Annotated in this window: 22 protein-coding genes; 10 read left to right on the top strand and 12 right to left on the bottom strand. The window is 62.2% G+C overall.

The genetic code is table 11. From position 1 onward, the window contains the following. The first annotated feature begins 214 nt into the window (after positions 1-214). Positions 215-787: a histidine phosphatase family protein gene (locus KGA88_RS28910; RefSeq protein ID WP_110663263.1), complete on the top strand. Its 573-nt coding sequence runs from the start codon at positions 215-217 to the stop codon at positions 785-787. Next, positions 787-1,542: a precorrin-6A synthase (deacetylating) gene (gene cobF / locus KGA88_RS28915; RefSeq protein WP_223596047.1), complete on the top strand. Its 756-nt coding sequence runs from the start codon at positions 787-789 to the stop codon at positions 1,540-1,542. The genes KGA88_RS28910 and cobF overlap by 1 nt, the downstream gene beginning before the upstream one ends. A gap of 107 nt (positions 1,543-1,649) precedes the next feature. Here cobF and ftrA read toward each other — a convergent pair whose 3' ends face one another. Then, complete coding sequence (ftrA, locus tag KGA88_RS28920; RefSeq protein ID WP_223596049.1) at positions 1,650-2,624, bottom strand: transcriptional regulator FtrA; 975 nt, start codon at positions 2,622-2,624, stop codon at positions 1,650-1,652. 101 nt (positions 2,625-2,725) lie between these two features. Between ftrA and KGA88_RS28925 the strand changes: the two genes are divergently transcribed. Further along, on the top strand, positions 2,726-3,160 hold the full coding sequence (locus KGA88_RS28925) for a rhodanese-like domain-containing protein (protein WP_223596051.1): 435 nt from the start codon (positions 2,726-2,728) through the stop codon (positions 3,158-3,160). 163 nt (positions 3,161-3,323) lie between these two features. Here the strand turns inward: KGA88_RS28925 and KGA88_RS28930 are convergent, their stop codons facing one another. Beyond that, a complete protein-coding gene (locus KGA88_RS28930; protein WP_223596053.1) occupies positions 3,324-3,965 on the bottom strand; it encodes a type 1 glutamine amidotransferase in 642 nt (213 codons plus the stop codon). Between the two features lie 330 nt (positions 3,966-4,295). Here KGA88_RS28930 and KGA88_RS28935 point away from each other — a divergent pair, with 330 nt between their 5' ends. The 3 genes from KGA88_RS28935 (at position 4,296) to KGA88_RS28945 (ending at position 7,233) form a co-directional block, all read left to right on the top strand. Next, positions 4,296-5,075, top strand: a complete 780-nt coding sequence (locus KGA88_RS28935; RefSeq protein ID WP_110661597.1) for an ABC transporter substrate-binding protein — start codon at positions 4,296-4,298, stop codon at positions 5,073-5,075. Between the two features lie 205 nt (positions 5,076-5,280). Next, a complete protein-coding gene (locus KGA88_RS28940; protein WP_110661599.1) occupies positions 5,281-6,393 on the top strand; it encodes a succinylglutamate desuccinylase/aspartoacylase family protein in 1,113 nt (370 codons plus the stop codon). Between the two features lie 123 nt (positions 6,394-6,516). Further along, positions 6,517-7,233 (top strand): alpha/beta hydrolase, encoded by a 717-nt coding sequence (locus KGA88_RS28945; protein WP_110661601.1) that lies wholly within the window; start codon positions 6,517-6,519, stop codon positions 7,231-7,233. 3 nt (positions 7,234-7,236) lie between these two features. On the opposite strand, the gene KGA88_RS28950 is transcribed toward KGA88_RS28945, so the two are convergent. The 5 genes from KGA88_RS28950 to KGA88_RS31485 all read right to left on the bottom strand — a co-directional run bounded on the left by KGA88_RS28950 (position 7,237) and on the right by KGA88_RS31485 (position 10,813). Beyond that, a complete protein-coding gene (locus KGA88_RS28950) occupies positions 7,237-7,803 on the bottom strand; it encodes a hypothetical protein (protein ID WP_110661603.1) in 567 nt (188 codons plus the stop codon). Positions 7,804-8,085: 282 nt separating this feature from the next. Next, on the bottom strand, positions 8,086-8,757 hold the full coding sequence (locus KGA88_RS28955) for a glutathione S-transferase family protein (protein WP_110662573.1): 672 nt from the start codon (positions 8,755-8,757) through the stop codon (positions 8,086-8,088). Positions 8,758-8,840: 83 nt separating this feature from the next. Continuing rightward, complete coding sequence (locus tag KGA88_RS28960; protein ID WP_223596055.1) at positions 8,841-9,758, bottom strand: DMT family transporter; 918 nt, start codon at positions 9,756-9,758, stop codon at positions 8,841-8,843. A 58-nt stretch (positions 9,759-9,816) separates the two neighbouring features. Next, positions 9,817-10,611, bottom strand: a complete 795-nt coding sequence (locus KGA88_RS28965) for a hypothetical protein (RefSeq protein ID WP_223596065.1) — start codon at positions 10,609-10,611, stop codon at positions 9,817-9,819. Positions 10,612-10,690: 79 nt separating this feature from the next. Further along, a complete protein-coding gene (locus KGA88_RS31485; RefSeq protein WP_263296298.1) occupies positions 10,691-10,813 on the bottom strand; it encodes a hypothetical protein in 123 nt (40 codons plus the stop codon). 910 nt (positions 10,814-11,723) lie between these two features. On the opposite strand from KGA88_RS31485, the gene KGA88_RS28970 reads away from it, so the two are divergent. Continuing rightward, positions 11,724-13,046 carry an Nramp family divalent metal transporter gene (locus tag KGA88_RS28970; protein ID WP_110662267.1) on the top strand — a complete coding sequence of 441 codons (1,323 nt, stop codon included), beginning with the start codon at positions 11,724-11,726 and terminating at the stop codon, positions 13,044-13,046. Positions 13,047-13,355: 309 nt separating this feature from the next. Here KGA88_RS28970 and KGA88_RS28975 read toward each other — a convergent pair whose 3' ends face one another. Genes KGA88_RS28975 through KGA88_RS28985 form a run of 3 tightly spaced genes read right to left on the bottom strand, consistent with a single transcriptional unit; the run spans position 13,356 to position 15,949 of the window. Next, positions 13,356-14,537 carry an acetyl-CoA C-acetyltransferase gene (locus KGA88_RS28975; protein ID WP_223596057.1) on the bottom strand — a complete coding sequence of 394 codons (1,182 nt, stop codon included), beginning with the start codon at positions 14,535-14,537 and terminating at the stop codon, positions 13,356-13,358. Between the two features lie 11 nt (positions 14,538-14,548). Further along, entirely contained in the window at positions 14,549-15,214 is a 666-nt protein-coding gene (locus KGA88_RS28980; protein WP_057399619.1) for a CoA transferase subunit B, read from the bottom strand. 36 nt (positions 15,215-15,250) lie between these two features. After that, positions 15,251-15,949, bottom strand: coding sequence for a CoA transferase subunit A (locus tag KGA88_RS28985; RefSeq protein WP_110662269.1), 699 nt, complete (start codon positions 15,947-15,949; stop codon positions 15,251-15,253). 265 nt (positions 15,950-16,214) lie between these two features. Between KGA88_RS28985 and KGA88_RS28990 the strand changes: the two genes are divergently transcribed. Further along, complete coding sequence (locus KGA88_RS28990) at positions 16,215-17,117, top strand: LysR family transcriptional regulator (protein WP_110662270.1); 903 nt, start codon at positions 16,215-16,217, stop codon at positions 17,115-17,117. Between the two features lie 133 nt (positions 17,118-17,250). On the opposite strand, the gene KGA88_RS28995 is transcribed toward KGA88_RS28990, so the two are convergent. Both KGA88_RS28995 and KGA88_RS29005 read right to left on the bottom strand, forming a co-directional pair. Continuing rightward, positions 17,251-18,093 (bottom strand): NAD-dependent protein deacetylase, encoded by an 843-nt coding sequence (locus tag KGA88_RS28995; RefSeq protein WP_223596059.1) that lies wholly within the window; start codon positions 18,091-18,093, stop codon positions 17,251-17,253. Positions 18,094-18,218: 125 nt separating this feature from the next. After that, complete coding sequence (locus tag KGA88_RS29005) at positions 18,219-19,265, bottom strand: class I SAM-dependent methyltransferase (RefSeq protein WP_223596061.1); 1,047 nt, start codon at positions 19,263-19,265, stop codon at positions 18,219-18,221. Positions 19,266-19,718: 453 nt separating this feature from the next. Here KGA88_RS29005 and KGA88_RS29010 point away from each other — a divergent pair, with 453 nt between their 5' ends. Together KGA88_RS29010 and KGA88_RS29015 are read left to right on the top strand one after the other, a co-directional pair. Next, positions 19,719-20,549, top strand: coding sequence for a DUF692 domain-containing protein (locus KGA88_RS29010; protein WP_110662987.1), 831 nt, complete (start codon positions 19,719-19,721; stop codon positions 20,547-20,549). 3 nt (positions 20,550-20,552) lie between these two features. Beyond that, positions 20,553-21,224: DUF2063 domain-containing protein (locus KGA88_RS29015; protein WP_223596063.1), on the top strand; the 672-nt coding region annotated here is incomplete at its 3' end.

The following is a 21,224-nucleotide window of genomic DNA, read 5'->3' on the forward strand; positions in this document are numbered from 1 at the left end:
CTCAGCCCCGCAGTATGTACTGCCTCATCGACGGGCGGAGCGCATTTACCCCCGGGCCATCAGGCTCAAATCCCCGAAGTATCCGATCAAAAATAAAAATGCCAGTCAGCTTAACTGACTGGCATTACCCCCGGGGCCTGCTTTCTTGCGGCACAATTGCGCAATGGCGCTCACCTGTGGTCAGCGTTCCTTTCCATCCATAGAGTGATTCCTGGTGCAGGCAACCCGTTTAACCCTGATTTGCCACGCTCGAACCGTCGCACAGAAATTGGCGCGTTTTCCGTTGGACGAGCCTCTGGAGATGGATTGGCAAGCGCTCAGGCTTTCCCGTTGCCATCAGTTCGAGGGTACTCCACGGCTTGCTTGTGGCCCGGAATTGCGCACCCGGCAAACCGCCGGGCTTTTCGGCAGCGCAGCGGAGGTTGTCGATGCGCTGAAGGACTGCGATTTCGGGTGTTGGGGCGGTGTGCGCATCAGTGAGCTACAAAAGACTGCAGCCGAGGAACTCCAGCATTGGTTGGTGGACCCGGCTTCGGCGCCCCACGGTGGCGAGTCGCTGCTGCAATTGGAGGAGCGGATCGGCGCGTGGTTGACCGCGTTGCAATCGACGCCAGGGCACATCGTTGCCATTACCCATCCCTTTGTCATCCGCGCCGCGCTGACGCACGTGTTGCAGGGGGCGTCGTCCAGCCTGATCGACGTCGAACCCCTGTCGGCCGTCGAGTTGCGGTTCCATGGTCGCTGGCGGCTGCGGTTGACAGGCACTGACCCCGAGGACCTGCGGTGATGAAAAAACTCCTGGTTATCGGCATCGGTGCCGGCAATCCCGACTACATCACGATGCAGGCGGTCAAGGCGCTGAATCAGGTCGATGTTTTTTTTCTCATGGACAAGGGTGAGAGCAAGGACAAGCTCATCGATCTGCGGCGCGAAATCTGCGAGCGCTACATCAGCGACCCCGACTACCGTTTTGTCGAAGCCCACAGCCCGGAGCGCGAGCGCGGTGAGCTGGACTACAGGACCAGTGTCGACGACCTGAACCTGGCCAAGCAGCAGACCTTCGAACGGCTGATCAGCGAGGAATTATCCGACGGCCAGTGCGGTGGTTTTCTGGTGTGGGGCGATCCGGCGCTGTACGACAGCACCCTTCGTATTCTTCAGGCGATCCAGGCCTCGGGCGCCTGCGCGTTCGAGTTCGAGGTCATTCCCGGCATTACCAGCGTCCAGGCATTGGCGGCACAACACAAGGTGCCGCTCAACCAGATTGGCCGCTCGGTTGAAATCACCACAGGCCGGCGTTTGGCGGCGGGGCAGGTGAGCGATGCCGAGAGCCTGGTGGTGATGCTCGATGCTCAGGATGCTTACCGTCAGGTGGTGGATCAGGACACCGAGATTTACTGGGGCGCCTATTTGGGGACGCCGGACGAAATCCTGATCAGTGGCAAGCTCAAGGATGTGGCGGATGAAATCGAACGGGTGCGCAAGGCTGCGCGGCTGGCCAATGGCTGGATCATGGATACCTATCTGCTGCGCAAGCCTTGATTAGTCGGTGACCGGGCTGACGCCTTCGCGAGCAAGCCCGCTCCCACAGGGAACTGCATTTCAAATGTGGGAGCGGGCTTGCTCGCGAAGAGGCCCTCGAGAACACCTCAAAAACCAGCACTGCCCCCACGCCCAAACCGCTCCCGATACACCGACGGCGGCACACCAACCACCGTGCGAAACGCCACCCGGAAGCTTTCCACCGAGCGATAACCACAACGTTCGGCAATCTGCTCGGTGTTCTGGTCGCTGCTTTCCAGCAGTTCGCGGGCGCGGCCCAGGCGTTCGTGCTGCAACCAGGTTTTCGGTGACTGCCCACTGGCCTCGGTGAAGCGGCGCAGGAAGGTGCGTTCGCTCATGGCGGCTTCGCTGGCCAGGTCGCGCACTTCCAGCGGCTCGTGCAGACGCTCACGGGCCCACTGCATGACGCGGGAAAGATCGCTGCGCGGTGTAGGACTGACCGGTGTCGGAATGAATTGCGCCTGGCCACCGCTGCGTTGCGGCGACATGACCAGGCGTCGCGCCACGGAGTTAGCCACCTGGGTGCCGAAATCCCGTGCCACCAGATGCAGGCAGGCATCGATGCCCGCCGCGCTGCCGGCGGAGGTGATCAACTGGCCGGAATCGACATACAGCACGTCCGGGTCCACCAGGATGCCGGGAAAACGCTCGGCCAGTTCCGAGGTATAGCGCCAGTGCGTGGTCGCGCCGCGCCCGTCGAGCAACCCGGTGGCGGCGAGGACGAAAACACCGGAGCAGATCGACAGCAACCGGGCCCCCCGCGCATGGGCCTGGCGCAGGGCGGCGACCAGTTCCGCTGGCACCGCGGCGCTGCGGTCGCGCCAGCCGGGGATGATGATGGTGCGGGCATCAGCGAGCATTTCCATGCCGCCATCGGCCAGGACCTGGATGCCGCCCATGGCACGCATCGGGCCTTGATCGACAGCGACGATACGATGCTCGTACCACGGGAAATCGAACTCGGGTCGTGCCAGGCCGAAGATCTCCACGGCAATGCCGAACTCGAACGTACAGAGGCCGTCGTAGGCCAGAATCGCGACCAATCCAGGGCTGGAGTGCATTTGGCGGAAAGTTCCCGGTGAGTGTCTTGTGCGCCACTTTAGCTGCAAGTGGCTGGCGGATAAAGTCTTCCTACACCCACCGATACTTTGGAGTACACAGCATGACCAGTCTGGTTCGCGAAATTCCCGCCGCCCCATCGGCCATCGCCCTGATGCATTTCAGTAACCGTCTGACTTTCGAAACTGATTGTTCCGACGTTCACGCCAGCCAGCAGGGCGCTGAAGTCGATTTCATTCTGGTGGATGTGCGCGGCCCGCTGGCGTTCGAACGCGGGCATGTACCGGGAGCGATCAACATTCCCGGGCGTTTGCTGACTGCCGAAGGCTTGGCCGATTATCCGAAGAACAGCCTGTTCGTGGTGTATTGCGCCGGGCCGCACTGCAACGGCGCGAACAAGGCAGCAGTGAAACTGGCGGCCCTGGGTTATCCGGTCAAGGAAATGATCGGCGGCGTGACCGGGTGGCTGGATGAAGGGTTTGAGTTGAGTGCCGGGGTGCAGCGGCCCGCTCGTGACGTGATTGGTTGCGAATGCTGATCTTCAAACACCGCTGATCATTGTGGCGAGGGGGCTTGCCCCCGTTGGGTTGCGCAGCAACCCCAGAATCTCGGAAATGGTCGAGAGTTTTGGGAGCGCTTCGCACTCCAACGGGGGCAAGCCCCCTCGCCACAGGCAAGCCCCCTCGCCACAGCTATGTATTTCAGCTACAGGCAGCAGTCGCCCACCACTCATCCAGCGTCGCCTCCAGCCACCCGGCCACCGCTGCGTAATCCGCACCGTCCTGCGGCCCGCGTGGCAACGGCGACTCATCGCCAAAATGCGCATTGAGCATGGCCACCGACTCGGCGTTCCACTCCGGATGAAACTGCAACCCCAGCCGCGTCGGCCCGGCGCGGTACATCTGCTGCGCACAGTGCGCGCTGCTGGCCAACAACTGCGCGGCAGGCGGCAGGTCGATGGCGTCTTCGTGCCACTCCAGCACCTTCAGCGTTTGCCCATCGATAAAGGTCACCGTGGTCCATCCGGTTTCGGTCCGGTCCATTCGCCGGACATTCCCGCCCAGGCTCAACGCCAGCAACTGCGCCCCCAGGCAGATGGCGAACACGGCCACACCCAGCTCCAGACTGCCTCCGAGCCATTGCCGTTCGGCTTCCAGCCAGGCCGGGCCGGCATTGGATTCATAAGGCCCGCCCAGCAGGATCACGGGATCGGCGTTGACGGGCGGCAATTGGCCGAGGTCGGCGCGAAACACCTTCAGCGCCAGCCCTCGGGATTCGGCCCAAACGGCGATGGCGCCGGGATCTTCGGCGCGGTGGTGCTGGATCAGGTTCAACGTGGGCATCGCGCTACTCTCGATGGGACGCAAGGGCGCTCAATGTGCCGTAAAACACCCGGTGTCGCCAATCGTCCCGTTCTGTCGGATACAGCTGCAAACGCTGTAGGCCTGGTGTGAAAACGCGGCATGTCCGACAGACTTTGCACCGTCATGGCGCTTTCACCTCGTGAGCCCTATCCCGGTGCCACTTTTTTATAAATATTTGTCGCCTCGGCGTAATTTACCCGCCTGTAGCCGCTCTAGACTGCCGGCCACTTCGGTTTGCGCCCACAAAGCCATGACCGAACGCTGCCAATCGAAGCTGCCAATAAAAGCCTCCGCACACAGGAGTTATAAATGAAGAAGCTAGTGATGTTCGGTGCCCTGGCACTGTCGATGTTGTCCCTGACCGCCGTGGCCGAAGACGCCAAGCCGATCCGCATCGGTATCGAAGCCGGCTACCCGCCATTCTCGATGAAAACCCCAGACGGCAAACTCACCGGTTTCGACGTGGACATCGGCGACGCCCTGTGCGAGCAGATGAAGGTCAAGTGCACCTGGGTCGAGCAAGAGTTCGACGGCCTGATCCCCGCGCTGAAGGTCAAGAAAATCGACGCCATCCTGTCGTCCATGACCATCACTGACGATCGCAAGAAGAACGTCGATTTCACCATCAAGTACTACCACACCCCGGCGCGCTTCGTGATGAAGGAAGGCACCGACGTCAAGGACCCGCTGACCGAGCTCAAGGGCAAGAAAGTCGGTGTCCTGCGCGCCAGTACCCACGACCGCTTCGCCACTGAAGTGCTGCAACCAGCGGGGATTGCCCTGGTGCGCTACGGCTCCCAGCAGGAAGCCAACCTGGACATGGTCTCCGGCCGCATTGACGCGCTGCTGGCCGACTCGGTCAACCTGGACGACGGTTTCCTGAAAACCGACGCCGGTAAAGGTTTTGCCTTCGTCGGCCCTGAGTACAACGATCCGAAATACTTCGGTGGCGGCGCCGGCATTGCCGTGCGCAAGGGCGATACTGCCCTGGCCGAGCAATTCAACAAAGCCATCACCGACATCCGCGCCAACGGCAAGTACAAGCAAGTGCAGGACAAGTACTTCAAGTTTGACGTTTACGGCGAGTAAGCGAGCGGGCTGAAAAAATGGCAATCGTTGGCGCGGTTGCCATTTTTTTTGTGCTTTCTTTCTATTGAAACGAGAAACCTGTGGGAGCGGGCTTGCTCGCGAAGACGTCGGTACATTCAGCATTGATGTTGCCTGACACGACGCTTTCGCGAGCAAGCCCGCTCCCACAGGTGATCTCACCGTACAGACATCAGGAGTCTCCCCCATGCAACGCATCGACCACCCATTGCCCTGGAGCCACCTGGGCACCGAGCGTACCCTCAGCGTGTTTCGTTATGGCGCAGGCCCGCGCAAGGTGTACATCCAGGCCAGCCTGCACGCCGACGAACTGCCGGGCATGCGCACGGCCTGGGAGTTGAAAAAGCGCCTGGCCGAACTTGAGCAGCAGGGCCAATTGAAGGGTGTGGTCGAACTGGTGCCGGTGGCCAACCCCATTGGCCTGGACCAGCACCTGCAAGGCAGCCACATGGGGCGCTTCGAGCTCGGCAGCGGCAAGAACTTCAACCGCTCGTTCGTCGAACTCAGCGCGCCGGTGGCCGGGTTGATCGGTGATCGCCTCGGCAGCGATGCCCAGGCCAACATCGCGTTGATTCGCCAGGCCATGGGCCAGGTCCTCGACGACTTGCCGGCAGCGACATCGCAGCTGGAAGCAATGCACCGCCTGTTGTTGCGCCATGCCTGCGACGCCGATATCACCCTCGACCTGCATTGCGACTTCGAAGCGGCGATCCACATCTACGCGTTGCCGCAGCACTGGCCTCAATGGCAATCCCTGGCGGCGCGCCTGAAGGCCGGCGTGGCGTTGTTGTGTGAAGATTCCGGCGGCAGCTCGTTCGATGAGTCCTGTTCTTCACCATGGTTGCGCCTGGCCAGGATGTTTCCGGCGGCGGCGATTCCACCGGCCAACCTGGCGACCACGCTGGAACTGGGCAGCATGGGCGACACCCGCGTCGACCAGGCCCAGGCCAATTGCGAGGCCATTCTCGGTTTCCTCGCCGAACAGGGTTTCATCTCCGGCACCTGGCCGGCGGCACCGGCCGAATGCTGTGAAGGCATGCCGTTCGAAGGCACCCAATACCTGTTCGCACCGCATCACGGCGTGGTCAGTTTCCTGCGGGAAGCCGGGGAGTGGGTGGAGAAGGGCGATGCGCTGTTCGAGGTGGTCGACCCGTTGAACGACAAAGTCACCACCGTGCAGGCCGGCACCAGTGGCGTGCTGTTTGCCATCGACCGTGGGCGTTATACCCAGCCGGGGACCTGGCAGGCGAAAGTTGCCGGGCGCGAGGCGATTCGGGCGGGCAAGTTGATTAACGACTGATCCAGAGATTTTTGCAGGCTGTTCGGGCCTCGCGAAGACGGCATCCGCCACGCCCGAGATGTTCCTGCCTACTGACCAGTGTTAGGCTCTTCCCCGAATCCTGCATTCCGAGAAGGAAGACCCATGTTGAAGATTCTCGCGCTGCTCACGCTCCTGGCATCCTCTGCCGTCCACGCTCAAACCCCGCTGCAAACCGACCTGCCGCTCAAGTACCTAGAGCAGGCCAACGCCGATTCGAACCATCAACCCCTGGTGATTTTCCTCCACGGTTACGGCAGTAACGAGCAGGACCTGTTCGGCATCAAGGATGACTTGCCCGCGTCTTACACCTACCTGTCGGTGCAGGCACCCTTGGTGTTGGAGGCGGGCAGTTACCAGTGGTTTCGCAAGAAGGGCGAAGGGGCCTACAACGGCGAGACCGATGATCTGAAGTCCAGCGGCCAGGTGCTGCTGGATTTCGTCGCACAGGCCACGAAGAAATATCACACCGAACCCGAGAAGGTGTACCTGGTGGGATTCAGCCAGGGCGCGATCATGTCCTATGAGGTAGGCCTGCGACATCCCGAGGCGCTCGGTGGCATCGCTGCGCTGAGCGGACGGATTCTGCCAGTGCTCAAGGATGAGCTCAAACCGGATGAAAAGCGTCAATCGCTGGCGATTTTCATCGGTCATGGCGAGCAGGACAAACGCCTTCCCTACAGCGACGGCAGCGAAGCCAACAGCTTGCTGCAGAGCGTGTCGCTCGAGCCTGAGTTTCACGGCTATCCCGGTGTCGGCCACAACATCAGCGCCGACGAGATCCAGGATCTGAGCGCCTGGCTGCAGCGTCTGAACCCTTGAGCCTTACTTTCCGCTGACGATCTGTTTGATCAGGGTTTCGTGGGCCGCCATGTCGCCGGGACGGGAGATCACCTGAATCACCGCCATGCGGGTGCCGGATGCTGCCATCAGCGTGGTGGTGAGGGTCATGCCGCCGCCCTGGGTGGCGGTGCCGTCTACCTGGCGCAGGCCCAGCCCGGTTTTCTGGGTCAGGCTTTTCTCGCTCAGTTTGTTGTAGTCGGGCAGGGACTTGTGTTGCGCCGAATCGAAGTCAGCCACGGTGCCGTCGAGGAACTCGCCGTCGTTGTCCTTGACGCTGATACCTTTGGGCAGGGTGTTTTCCGCGGCGATCACCACGGTCTTGGTGGTCGCATTGCTGTACAGGGTGCCGCTGGCGCCGTCCGGGCTGGCGGGCAGCGGGTTGGCGCTGAAACCCTTGGGCAGGTTGAAGGTGAACTTGCCGCCGAGCATCGAGACTTTCTGGGCCGGCGCATCGCTGGCAGTGGCCTGGGCGGCCTGCGCATTCAAAGCCCCCAGGCCGGTAACCGCTGCCAGCAGCAGGACAAGGGCTTTTTTACTCAACAATGACATCGAAATCTCCAGGGACGAACGCGCGGTGGGGCGCGATCATCCCATGGAGGATGTGATGCATTCCAGCGTGCTCTAACGAGCGGTCACTTGAGTGAGGTCGCTTACCTGTGGCGAGGGGGCTTGCCCCCGTTGGAGTGCGAAGCGCTCCCAAGCTCTCCGACAATTCCCGAGATTCTGAGGGTCGCTACGCAACCCAACGGGGGCAAGCCCCCTCGCCACAGGCAAGCTCCCTCGCCACAGTGATCACTTTTTTCATCACCCTCGAAGGCTGAAACCTTCGGATTACGCCTGGTTTTGCGGGAACAGGTTGCGACGGGTTTCTTCGTCGAATTCGGCCTTGAGCACCAGTTGCTCTTTCAGGCCATGGGCACGCTGGGCGGCCGGGCGGGCGCTGACTTCATCGTACAGGCGCTTGACGTTCGGGTAGGCCGCCAGGCCGTTTTCGCCAAGGATGTAGGGCGCGTAGTTGGCCCAGCCCCACAGGGCCATGTCGGCGATGCTGTAGGTGTCGCCGGCCAGGTACTGATGCTGGGCCAGGCGTTCGTCGAGGATGCGGTAGTGGCGTTCGACTTCCTTGAAGTAACGGTTTTTCGCGTAGGGCAGATCTTCCGGAGCGTGGTGCAGGAAGTGCACCGCCTGGCCGGAGAACGGCGACAGGCCGGTGCCGATGAACATCAACCACGAGAGCATTTCGGCCTGGCCGGCAGCAGTGGTCGGCACAAAGCGCTGATGTTTCTGCGCCAGGTGCAGCAGGATCGCCTGGGAGTCGAACACAGTGGCGTCGCCATCCACCAGTGCGGGCACCTTGGCGTTCGGGTTGATTGCCAGGAAGGCTGGCTGGTGTTGCTCGCCCTTGAAGGTGTCGACGCCGATCAATTCGTAGGGCGTTTGCAGTTCTTCGAGCAGCAGGGCAACTTTCATCGGGTTCGGCGAAGGGTGGAAAAAGAATTTCATGGTGTAGGCCTCAGTCGGGTAGGGGGTGGAACTGAGGCTGATGTTGAAGCAAACCTGTTCGATTGACGTGCAAGGGTGTTGTTCTACTCGTGCGAAACAATCGAACGGGTTACCGGGGCTTTTTCGGGCGCCTGTGCGGTGGCAATCACCGCGCCGGCGATGATCAGCAATGCCGGCACGATCAGGATCGGGCTGGCGTGGCCATGGCCGACGACGATCAGCAGCATGGTCGAAATCAGCGGTGCCAGATAAGACAGTGCCCCCAGCGTCGCCAGGTTGCCGTGCTTGGTGGCGTGGTCCCAGGCGAAAAATGCCAGGCCTGCCGGGCCCAGGCCGAGGACGACAAGCGCCGCCCATTGTTTGATATCGGGCCACACAGTGGTTTCGAAGGCCAGGTGGCAGACCAGCCCGACAGCGGCCGACATGCCGCAGATTCCACCGATGATGCTGCTTGGCACCGCGCTGAAACGACGGTTGAACACCGAGTAGCCAGCCCAGATCAGTGCACAGCCGAACGCCGCCAGATACCCGGCGACCGGCATCGTCGCGGCCGAATGGGTCGCTCGTTGCTGCATGATGAACGCCGTGCCCGCCAGGCCCAGCACCGCGCCGAGCACCTGGCGCTTGTGCAGCTTTTCTCCGGCGGCGAAGGCCGACAGCAGTACCAGTATCAACGGCCACAGGTAATTGATCAGGCTGGCTTCGGCGGCAGGCGCGACCTTGAGCGCGAAGAAGTACAGCGCGTGATAGACGAAAATGCCGATGAAACCGGTGGCCCACACGGCCCAGGGTTGGCGCCAGCTGCTGAACCCGGCCAGACCGTGGCGGCCGAGGGTGATCAGGCTCGCGGCAAAGGCCACGCCGAAACTCAAGGTCAGCAGTTCAAAGGGCGGGATGCCTTCGGTGAGGGTGGTCAACAACGCCAGGCAAGACCAGAGGAAGATCGCAATCACGCCCACGGCGGTCGCCGAACGGGCATTGCGCAAGCGAGATGCAGTCATGTCTGTTCCTTCAGCGCGTAGAGGCGGGCAACATCCTGGCCCGATGACATCATGCAGCTTAGCGTTTGATCGCCGTTCCTCCAGTGTCTGTCGTCGGGCCGACCGGCCGCGCGAGCAAGCGTTTGGTCACGCCCAGCATGGCCACCGACACTGCGACGCCCAGCACAAACGCGTTCATCCCCAGCGTCGGCAAGGTCAGGGCCAACACCAGGCAGAACGCGGCGAACGAATACATGCCAGTGGCAGTGGCGCGCAGCAACGCGGCGGTAAAGGCCGGGCCACGGGTTTGCTGGGAGAACACCGCCATCACGCTGCCCAATACCGGGAACACCGCCAGCAGGCCGCTCCAGCGGTCGCCGACGGTGCTGGCCAGCAGTGTCACGACCAACGTGAGCAAGGCACCGGCCACCATGCGCAGCAGAAGCTTGTCGGATTTTGGCGGCGGGCCACTGAGTAGCGGTTGCACGGTGGGAAACAGGTACGGCGCGGCGAGCAGCGCGGTCGCGGCGGCGCACACCGAAAAAACCAGGGATGCCGGGATCAGCGACAGGACAACCGCCACCGCCGCCCAGACCGCCAGCGAGATCAACAACGCCAGCGGCCATCCGGCCCGTTGTGCGACCTGGGCGTAGGTCACGCAAAACGCAATCATCGCGAACATCGCCGACAGCGCGGCGGTAGCCGATTGCGCGGCGAACGCCTCGCCTTGCTCCAGGGCGAGGAACAACAGAATCGGCCCGACCACCACCGGCAACCCCGACAGCCAACCGGCCACGCTCGGCCCCCAGCGTTTGCCAGCCAGGGAAATCAGCAGCAGGAAGCCTGGGATTACCAGTAGTTTAAGGATCAACACGCGCATGTCTCCGACCTGTGTGAGGTGGCAACGGTAACATCGCATCGGCTGGATTTTGTATACAAAAATAAAAGCTTCTTCACGCAATCCCGGGAAACACCGATAACGCAACACCTGTAGGAGCCAGCTTGCTGGCGATGGACTCGAGTGCACCGCGTTTATCCGGTTTACGCGCGTTATCGTTGACGACCATCGCTGGCAAGCCAGCTCCTACACGGGACCGCGAGACCTACACACCCTGTAGGAGCCGGCTTGCTGGCGATGGACTCGAGTACGCCGCGTTTATCCGGTTTACGCGCGTTATCGTTAACGACTATCGCTGGCAAGCCAGCTCCTACACGGGACCGCGTGACCTACGCACCTGTAGGAGCCGGCTTGCTGGCGATGGACTCGAGTGCGCCGCGTTTATCCGGTTTACCAGCGTTATCGTTAACGACCATCACTGGCAAGCCAGCTCCTACACGGGACCGCGAGACCTACGCGCCCTGTAGGAGCCGGCTTGCTGGCGATGGACTCGAGTGCGCCGCGTTTATCCGGTTTACCAGCGTTATCGTTAACGACCATCACTGGCAAGCCAGCTCCTACACGGGACCGCGTGACCTACGCACCCTGTAGGAGCCGGCTTGCTGGCGAAGGACTCGAGTGCGCCGCGTTTATCCGGTTTACGCGCGTTATCGTTAACGACCATCGCTGGCAAGCCAGCTCCTACACGGGACCGCGTGACCTACGCACCTGTAGGAGCCGGCTTGCTGGCGATGGACTCGAGTACGCCGCGTTTATCCGGTTTACGCGCGTTATCGTTAACGACCATCGCTGGCAAGCCAGCTCCTACACGGGACCGCGTGACCTACGCACCCTGTAGGAGCCGGCTTGCTGGCGATGGACTCGAGTGCGCCGCGTTTATCCGGTTTACGCGCGTTATCGTTGACGACCATCGCTGGCAAGCCAGCTCCTACACGGGACCGCGTTGGCGATGGACCCAGGTGCGCCGGGTTTATCCGGTTCACACGCGTTATCCCTCGAAATTGTACGAAAGGGGCTTTTGCGTCTCCTGATTTTTGCGATGATCACCACCTGCCTGAGAGCCTTCCCACCTGTTGATGGATCATCGTGTGAACTTCAGTTTTTTGCCCAAGACCGCGACTGCGCCGTTTTGTCCGCCGGAAGTGGCCGGCAGCGTCGCCGTCGACCCGCGTGCGTCGTTCTTCAAACGTGTCCTGCGCTTTGCCGGGCCGGGGTTGTTGGTGTCCATCGGTTACATGGACCCGGGCAACTGGGCTACCGCCATCGAGGCCGGTTCGCGGTTCGGCTACAGCCTGCTGTTCGTGGTGCTGCTGGCGAGTCTGGCGGGAATGGTGGTGCAGTGCCTGTGTTCGCGCCTGGGCATTGCCACCGGGCGTGACCTGGCGCAATTGTCAAGGGAGCGCTACAGCACGCGCACCGCTCGCACGCAGTGGTTTCTGGCGGAGATCTCGATCATCGCCACCGACCTCGCCGAGGTGCTCGGCTGCGCGCTGGCGTTCCATTTGTTGCTCGGTTGCTCGCTGACCTTCGGCATCGCCCTCACGGCCTTCGACACCTTGTTGGTGCTGGCCTTGCAGAACCGTGGTTTCCGTCGGCTCGAAGCGATCATGCTGGTACTGGTCGGGACCATCGGCGTGTGCTTCTTCGTCGAGTTGCTGCTGATCAAGCCCTACTGGCCCGATGTCGCCCGCGGTTTCACGCCATCGCTGTCGGCCATCGGCGATGCGGCGCCGCTGTACCTGGCCATCGGCATCCTCGGGGCCACGGTCATGCCGCATAACCTGTACCTGCACACGTCCATCGTGCAAACCCGGTTGATCGGCAAGGACCTGGCCAGCAAGCAGGACGCAGTCAAGCTGGCGCGTATCGACACCATCGGTTCCCTGGCACTGGCGCTGCTGGTCAACGCGGCGATCCTGATTCTGGCGGCGGCAGCCTTCCATCAGTCCGGGCACACCGATGTCGTGGACATCCAGGATGCCTATCACCTGCTCGACCCACTGGTGGGAGGGGCCTTGGCCAGTGTGTTGTTTGGCGTGGCATTGCTGGCCTCGGGGCAGAGTTCGACCTTCACCGGCACCATCGCCGGCCAGGTGATCATGGAAGGGTTCCTCAACCTGCGCATTCCCTGCTGGCAACGGCGCCTGATCACGCGCGGGCTGGCGCTGATCCCGGCGTTCATCGGCGTGTGGCTGATGGGCGATGACGCCATCGGCAAGTTGCTGGTGTTGAGTCAGGTGGTGTTGAGTTTGCAGTTGCCGTTCGCGCTGTACCCGTTGATTCGCATGACCAACGATCACTCGCTCATGGGGCCGCTGGTGAACCGGCTGCCGACGCGGGTGTTGGCGTGGGGGTTGTTTGTCGTGATCAGTGGGGCGAACAGTTGGTTGATTCTGCAGTTTCTGGGCTGACTCGTCGGGCCTCTTCGCGAGCAAGCCTGCTCCCACAGGGGAATGCGGTCAACCGTGGGAGCGGGCTTGCTCGCGAAGAACGATGACTCGGTCCACCTGAAAAAACGCAGGCAAAAAAGAACCCGGTGTGTGGCGAGGGGGGCTTGCCCCCGTTGGGTTGCGCAGCAACCCCAGAATCTCGGCAATAGTCGAGTATTTTGGGAGCGCTTCGCACTCCAACGGGGGCAAGCCCCCTCGCCACAGGGCACCGGGTGTGTTGCCAGGCGGCGACAGATCTTCGTGGGTCCCCGCGCCGTCTGTTGAACGCTTTTAAGCCCTTTCGAGCGCCAGTGCCACGCCCTGACCACCACCGATACACAGGGTGGCGAGGCCTTTCTTGGCGTCGCGCTTGAGCATTTCATGCAGCAGGGTCACCAGTACGCGGCAACCCGAGGCACCGATCGGGTGACCCAGGGCGATGGCGCCGCCGTTGACGTTGACCTTGTTCAAGTCCCATTCCAGGTCCTTGGCTACCGCCAGCGACTGCGCGGCAAAGGCTTCGTTGGCTTCGATCAGGTCCAACTGGTTGATGTTCCAGCCGGCCTTGCCCAGGCAACGACGGGTGGCCGACACCGGGCCGATGCCCATGATCGCCGGGTCGACGCCTGCATTGGCGTAGGCGACGATTTTTGCCAGCACTGGCAAACCCAGGGCCTTGGCTTTTTCGGCGCTCATCAGGATCACGGCCGCGGCGCCGTCGTTCAGTGACGAAGCGTTGCCGGCGGTTACCGAACCGTCCTTCTTGAAGGCTGGCTTGAGCTTGCCCAGGGACTCGGCGGTGGTGCCGGCCCGTGGCTGCTCGTCGGTGGCGAAGGACAGCGGATCGCCCTTGCGCTGCGGGATCAGGATCGGGGTGATTTCATCGACGAAGCGCCCGGCTTCGATGGCGGCCACGGCCTTCTGCTGCGAGGCTGCCGCGAAGGCATCCTGCTGCTCGCGAGTCAGGCTGTACTTCTCGGCCAGGTTCTCGGCGGTGATGCCCATGTGGTAGTCGTTGAACGCATCCCACAGGCCATCGCTGATCATGGTGTCGACGATTTGCGCGTGACCCATGCGCAGGCCGGTGCGGGCGCCGGGCATGACGTAGTTGGCCAGGCTCATGTTTTCCTGGCCACCGGCGATGATCACCTCGGCATCGCCGCAGCGAATCGCCTGGGCACCCAGGTGCAGGGCCTTGAGGCCCGAGCCGCAGACCTTGTTCAGGGTCATGGCCGGTACGGCGAACGGCAGGCCGGCCTTGATCGCGGCCTGGCGCGCAGGGTTTTGCCCGGCGCCGGCGGTCAGCACCTGGCCCATGATCACTTCATCGACTTCGGCCGGATCCAGGCCGGTTTGCGCCAGCAACTGGCGGATCACCGCAGCGCCGAGGTCGACGGCGGACACATTGGCCAGCGATCCCTGGAAACTGCCGATCGCGGTGCGCGTGGCGGCAACAATGACGACTTCTTGCATGGAATGATTCCTCACTGGGCAGCGAACTGCATTTCCGGCACGTGGTCCGGCACGATCAGTTTACCGGCAGTCTTGGCGACGATCTCTTCGACGCTGACGCCCGGTGCACGCTCTTTCAGAATGAACGCGCCGTTTTCGATTTCCAGGTAGGCCAGGTCGGTCAACACGCGCTTGATGCAACCGGCGCCGGTCAGCGGCAGGCTGCATTGCGACAACAGCTTGGACTCACCGTCCTTGGACGCGTGGGTCATGATCACGATGATGTTGTCGGCGCCGGCCACCAGGTCCATCGCGCCGCCCATGCCCTTGACCAGCTTGCCGGGGATCATCCAGGAAGCGATGTTGCCTTGCACGTCCACTTCAAAGGCGCCCAGCACGGTCAGGTCGACATGACCACCGCGAATCATCGCGAAGGACTCGGCAGAGGAAAAGATCGAAGCGCCGATGCGCGCGGTCACCGTTTGCTTGCCGGCGTTGATCATGTCGGCATCGATGGTTTCTTCGGTAGGAAACGGACCCATGCCCAGCAGGCCGTTTTCCGACTGCAGCATGACTTCCATGCCTTCGGGGATGTAGTTGGCGACCAGGGTCGGAATGCCGATGCCCAGGTTCACGTAGAAGCCGTCCTGCATTTCGCGGGCGACGCGTTGAGCCATTTGTTCGCGGGAAAGTGCCATTGTTGTTATTCCTTCATTCGGTCCGGGGGCAGGGGATCACTTACGCACGGTGCGCTGTTCGATGCGCTTCTCGAACGTGCCGCAGATGATCCGGTCGACGTAGATGCCAGGGGTGTGGATCTGCGCCGGGTCCAGCTCGCCGGGTTCGACGATTTCTTCGACTTCGACCACGGTGATCTTGCCGGCGGTGGCGGCCAGCGGGTTGAAGTTCTGCGCGGTATGGCGATAGATCACGTTACCGAAATGGTCGGCTTTCCAGCCTTTGACGATGGCGAAGTCGCCGGTGATGGACTCTTCCATCAGGTACTTGCGGCCATGGAATTCGCGCACTTCCTTGCCGTCGGCAACTGGAGTGCCAACGCCGGTGGCGGTGAAGAAGGCCGGGATGCCGGCGCCGCCCGCGCGCATTTTTTCGGCGAGGGTGCCTTGCGGGGTCAGGATGACTTCGATTTCGCCCTTGAGCAGTTGCTCTTCGAACAGCTTGTTTTCGCCGACGTAGGACGCTACCACTTTGCTGATCTGGCGGTCGGTCAGCAGTACGCCGAGGCCGAAACCGTCGACGCCGCAGTTGTTGGAGACCACGGTGAGGTCGCGAGTGCCCTTGCGCTTGATCTCGGCGATCAGGTTTTCCGGGATCCCGCACAGGCCGAAGCCGCCAGCGATCACGGTCATGCCGTCTTCAAGACCTGCCAGAGCTTCCTCGTAGGAACTCACGCGCTTGTCGAAACCTGCCATATGCACCTCTTTTATTCTTTGTGGGCGGCTGGCTAGCCGAATGGGATGGAGTGTCGCGCCGCTTGATTCATTTGTTAAGTTGTTTTTTAAGTCTGATTGATTGATAAAGCTCATTAAACGATGAAAAATGCAGACCTGTAGGAGCCGGCTTGCTGGCGAAGGCGGCGGATAAGGCCAACATCGATTTCGCCTGCCATATCGCTATCGCCGGCAAGCCGGCTCCTACAAGGTTCAGTGGTTCATTCATTCTGGAGCTAAGCGACCCATGACCGTCAAGCAGATCCGCGCCTTTCTGGCGGTGGCGCAAAGCCTGAGTTTTGCCGTGGCCTGCGAGCGCCTGCACCTGTCGCAATCGGCCCTGAGCCTGACCATCAAGGCGCTGGAAGAGGGCCTGGGCGGGCGCTTGTTCACCCGCAACACGCGCAACGTGGCACTCACCGCCGAGGGCGAATCCCTGGTGCCGCTGGCGCGCCGGCTGATCGCCGACTGGGACAATGTCGAGGATGAACTGCGTCAACGCTTCACCCTGCAGCGCGGTCGCGTGACCCTGGCGGCGATGCCGTCGTTCGCCGGCAACCTGCTGCCGCCGATCCTCAAGACGTTCCGCGCGCGTTATCCGAATGTCAACGTGACGGTCAACGACGTGATCAACGAGCAGGTGCTGGAAATGGTCCGTGACCGCCAGGTGGAACTGGGGGTGGCGTTCGAACCGACCATGAGTTCGTCGCTGCAATTCACGCCGTTGTACATCGACCGTTTCGTCGCGGTGGTGCCCCTGGATTCGGCATTGGCCGAACTCGATGACATCGACTGGCAGACCCTGCTCAAGGAACCGTTCATTACCTTGCAGCGTCCGTCGACGGTGCGGGTGATGCTGGAAGAACACTTGCAAGCCCGGGGCATGAAGCTGCCGGTGGAGTTTGAAAGCCATCAACTGGCGACGGTCGGGCGCATGGTCGCCAGTGGCCTGGGCGTGAGCGCGGTACCGGCGCTGTGTGCCGGGCAGATGCGCGAGCTGGGTGCGCGCTGCATTACCTTGCGCGACCCGGTGGTTGAGCGGGCGCTGGGGGTGTTGACGTTGCCGGGTGGAGAGCTGTCGGCGGCGGCGCAGGCGTTGTTTGATGTGCTGAAGGAGGAGAACCTGGGGCAGCGTTTCTCCACGAGCTGATCACAATCCCTGGTTCTGATCACAATACCTGTGGGAGCGGGCTTGCTCGCGAAGAGGCCGGCACATCCAATAGAGATATTGCCTGACCCACCGCTTTCGCGAGCAAGCCCGCTCCCACAGGGTTTTGTGTTGATCAGCTAGAGAGGCGTTCTGCCAATAAGGGGAGTAGTCGCTCGCACGACCCCTCGATCTTCAAATCCAGCATCTCATCTGCCCGAGTCTTGCCCAGGTTGATCGCGATCAGTGGCTTGCCCTGGTCCACCACCGCCCGGCACAGGCGAAACGCCGAATAGGCCATCAACGAAGACCCGATTACCAACAACCCGGCAGCCTGTTCAACGGCGGCCATGGCCTTGGCTGCCGTGGCCTGCGCGACGTTCTCGCCAAAGAACACCACATCCGGCTTCATCCGCTCCCCGGCGCAATACGGGCAGTGCGGGACCCGGAAGCGTGCCTCGAAGGCCGGGTCGAGCAAGGTGTCGCCGTCCGGCGCCTGCGCCGCGTCGACGCCGGCCAGGTACGGGTTCTGGGTTTCCATCAGGCGCTGGATCGAATCGCGCTCGCTGCGCTGGCCGCAATCCAGGCACAACACCCGGTGCAAACTACCGTGCAGTTCAATCACGTCATGGCTGCCGGCCTGGTCGTGCAGGGTGTCGACGTTCTGGGTGATCAAGGCGCTGATCTGTCGCGTGCCTTGCAAGCGGGCCAGGGTGTCGTGGGCCACGTTCGGCTGCGCCTGACGCACCCGTGGCCAGCCGAGCATCGCCCGCGCCCAGTAACGACGCCGGGATTGCGCGGCCGAGAGAAATTCCTGATACATCATTGGCTGCCGGCCACGGCGCACACCCTGGTTGTCGCGATAGTCCGGGATGCCCGAAGGCGTGCTGATACCGGCTCCGGTCAGAACGGCAAACGGCTGATTCGCCATGAGCTGATGGAGGTGATCGAGATGGTCACGGGTCTGACGGTCTAGCATGCCGGGAAACCTGTAGGAGCGAGCTTGCTCGCGATGGTAGCCAACGATAACACTGTAAGCCTGACACCCCGCGCAGTGATCACGTTCTTCGCGAGCAAGCTCGCTCCTACAGATGGCGGTGTGGGTTACTTGCGCGCCTCCAGGATCAGGTTGAACGGCGTTTCCGTGGCCCGGCGAAACGAACTGAACCCGGCCTCATTGAACACCTTGCGCAACCGCGCTTCACCGGCCTGGGCGCCGAGGCCGAGGCCGACTTCCTGGGACAGCGAGTTGGGTGTGCAGATGAAGGTCGAGGCGGCGTAGAACAGGCGTCCGACCGGGTTGATGTTGTCGTCGAGCGAGTCGTTGGCGTAGGGCTCGACCAGCAACACCGTGCCGTCTTCCTTCAACGACTCATAGGCATGTTTGGCTGCGCCCACCGGGTCGCCCATGTCGTGCAGGCAGTCGAAGTAGCAGATCAGGTCGTAGTCGCTGCCGGGGAAGCTTTTTGCGTTGCCCTGGAAGAACCGGACCCGGTCGGACACACCGCCTTCTTCGGCCCGCTGGGTGGCGACGGTGACCGATGGCGCGTGGTAGTCGAAGCCGACGAAACGCGAATCCGCATACGCCTGGGCCATGATCACCGTGGACGCGCCATGACCGCAGCCGATGTCCGCCACTTTGGCCCCGGCTTCCAGCTTGGCCACCACGCCATCGAGGGCCGGCAACCATTCGGCGATCAAATGCGCTTTATAGCCGGGGCGGAAGAAACGTTCGGTGCCGCTGAACATGCACGGATGGTGATCGCCCCAGGGCAGGGCGCCGTCGCCGCGCATGGCATTGACCAGCTTGTCCTTGTCATGGAAAAACGACGCGACCACACCGATACCCCCGGCGATATAGACCGGTGAATCTTCGATGGCCAGTGCCAGGGCTTGCTCTTCAGGGAGGCGGAACTGGCCGTCGCGGTGTTCCATGTAGCCGGAGGCGGCGTGGGCGCTGAGCCATTCACGCAGCAGGCGGGTGTTGCAGCCGGTTTTTTCGGCAAGGGTTTCGGGAGTGATCGGCTGGCTGTCGGCCATCGCCCGGTACAGGCCGAGCTCTTCGCCAAGGATGACGTTGGCGAGCATCGCCGCGCCGCCCATGTCATTTACCAGTTTGCCCATGAAATCGTTGAGTCTGGCCTCGTCCATCACGTGTGCTCCTTTGGCAGGATCACGGTCCAGGGGCGCTGTATTGGCGAGGCGTTCGCCGCTGGGCGGTGGTCGTGGGAATGTGCAGGACGCTGAGCGGGTCCTGGGTGCAGTAAGTTTAGTCCGGGGCTTGTACCGCGCGGCCTGGTGCGACGAAAGCAACATGTTCCTGACCGACGCTGGACCCTGTGGGAGCGGGCTTGCCCGCGAAGGGGCCGGCACATTCAAAAGCGATGTTGACTGACCCACCGCCTTCGCGGGCAAGCCCGCTCCCACAGGGATCAGCAGTGCTCGCAAAGATCGTGTGTATCCCACTGTATCCAGAACCCTTCCTGACACAGTGACCTCCTGTTCCGCCCCCAGCCGAACACAGTCCCGATACACCCCTTCGATTAACTGTGTCTCAAGGCGGGCACTGGCTCGCGTCCTTGAACCTCTTGCGAGATCGACCCCATGCAGACACCCATTTCCCCCGTAGCCAAGGCCAGCGCAGGGCTTGGCCTGCGTCGCGGTTTACTCAAAGACCTGCAAGCGGCCCCGGCCGGCCATTTCGACTTTCTGGAGGTCGCTCCGGAAAACTGGATCGGCATCGGTGGCGCCCACGGCGCGGCATTGCGGGCGCTGGCCGAGCGCTATCCGTTGTCGTGTCACGGCCTGTCCCTGTCCCTTGGCGGACCGTCGCCGCTGGACGTCGGTTTTTTGCAGGAAGTCCGGGGTTTTCTCGATCACTACAACGTGCCGCTGTACAGCGAGCATCTGAGCTACTGCAGCGATGACGGTCACCTGTACGACCTGTTGCCGCTGCCGTTCACCGAAGAGGCGGTGCACCACGTCGCCGCGCGGATCCGCCAGGCCCAGGACATACTCGGTCGGCGCCTGGCGGTGGAAAACGTGTCCTACTACGCGGCGCCCCGGCAGGACATGGACGAGGTGACGTTCACCAATGCGGTGTTGCGCGAGGCTGATTGCGACTTGCTGCTGGACGTCAACAACGTGTACGTCAATTCGATCAACCACGGTTTCGATCCGCAGGCGTTTCTGGCTGGCATCGATGCGGGCCGGGTGGTGGCGATGCATATCGCCGGGCATTTCGACGAGTCCGACACTTTGAAAATCGACACCCACGGCGCTTCGGTCAAACCGGCGGTGTGGGCGTTGCTGGCCCAGGCTTATGCCCGGTTCGGTGCACAACCGACGCTGCTGGAACGCGATTTCAACTTTCCGGCATTCGCCGAACTGGTGGCGGAACTGCAGACCATTCGCCGCCTGCAGCAGGAGATTTGAACCGTGAGCAAGCAATCGTTGCATCAACAGCAAAGCAGCATGGGCCAGTACTTGCGTGATCCCGAGCATTGCGCGCCCCCCGCGGAGATGGACCCTGCCCGGGCGCAGGTTTATCGCGACCTGGTGTTTGCCAATCTGTCGTCGTTGCTCAGTGGCACCTTTCCGGTGTTGGTGAGGATTCTTGGGGATGAGGATTGGCGTGCGCTGGTACGCATCTTCCTGCGGGACTACCGCGCGCGCACGCCGAAATTCGGTGAAATCGCCCAGGAGTTTGTCGAGTTTCTCGCGGACGGGCCTCAGGCGTTGAGTGATGGGTCGTGGCCGCCGTTCATGGTGGAGCTGGCGCATTACGAGTGGGTGGAAATGGCCTTGCAACAGTCGGACGCCGAGCCTTTGGTTGTCGGTGATGTTGCGTTGCTGCTGGATCGGGTTTTGCAGGTGTCGCCGCTGGCCTGGCCGTTGGCGTATGCCTGGCCGGTGCACAAGGTAGGGCCGGGGTATCTGCCGGATGTGTTGCCTGATCAGCCGACGTTGTTGTTGGTGCGTCGGGATGAGGACTGGAGTGTGAGGTTTTCCGGGTTGAGTCCGTTGGCTTGGCGATTGTTGCAGCGTATTGGTGAGTTTCCCGGGTTGACTGGGCTTGCGCAGTTGCAGGGGTTGGCGGTGGAGGTGGGG

It is taken from the genome of Pseudomonas sp. A-R-19 (assembly GCF_019956575.1).
Classification (GTDB): domain Bacteria; phylum Pseudomonadota; class Gammaproteobacteria; order Pseudomonadales; family Pseudomonadaceae; genus Aquipseudomonas.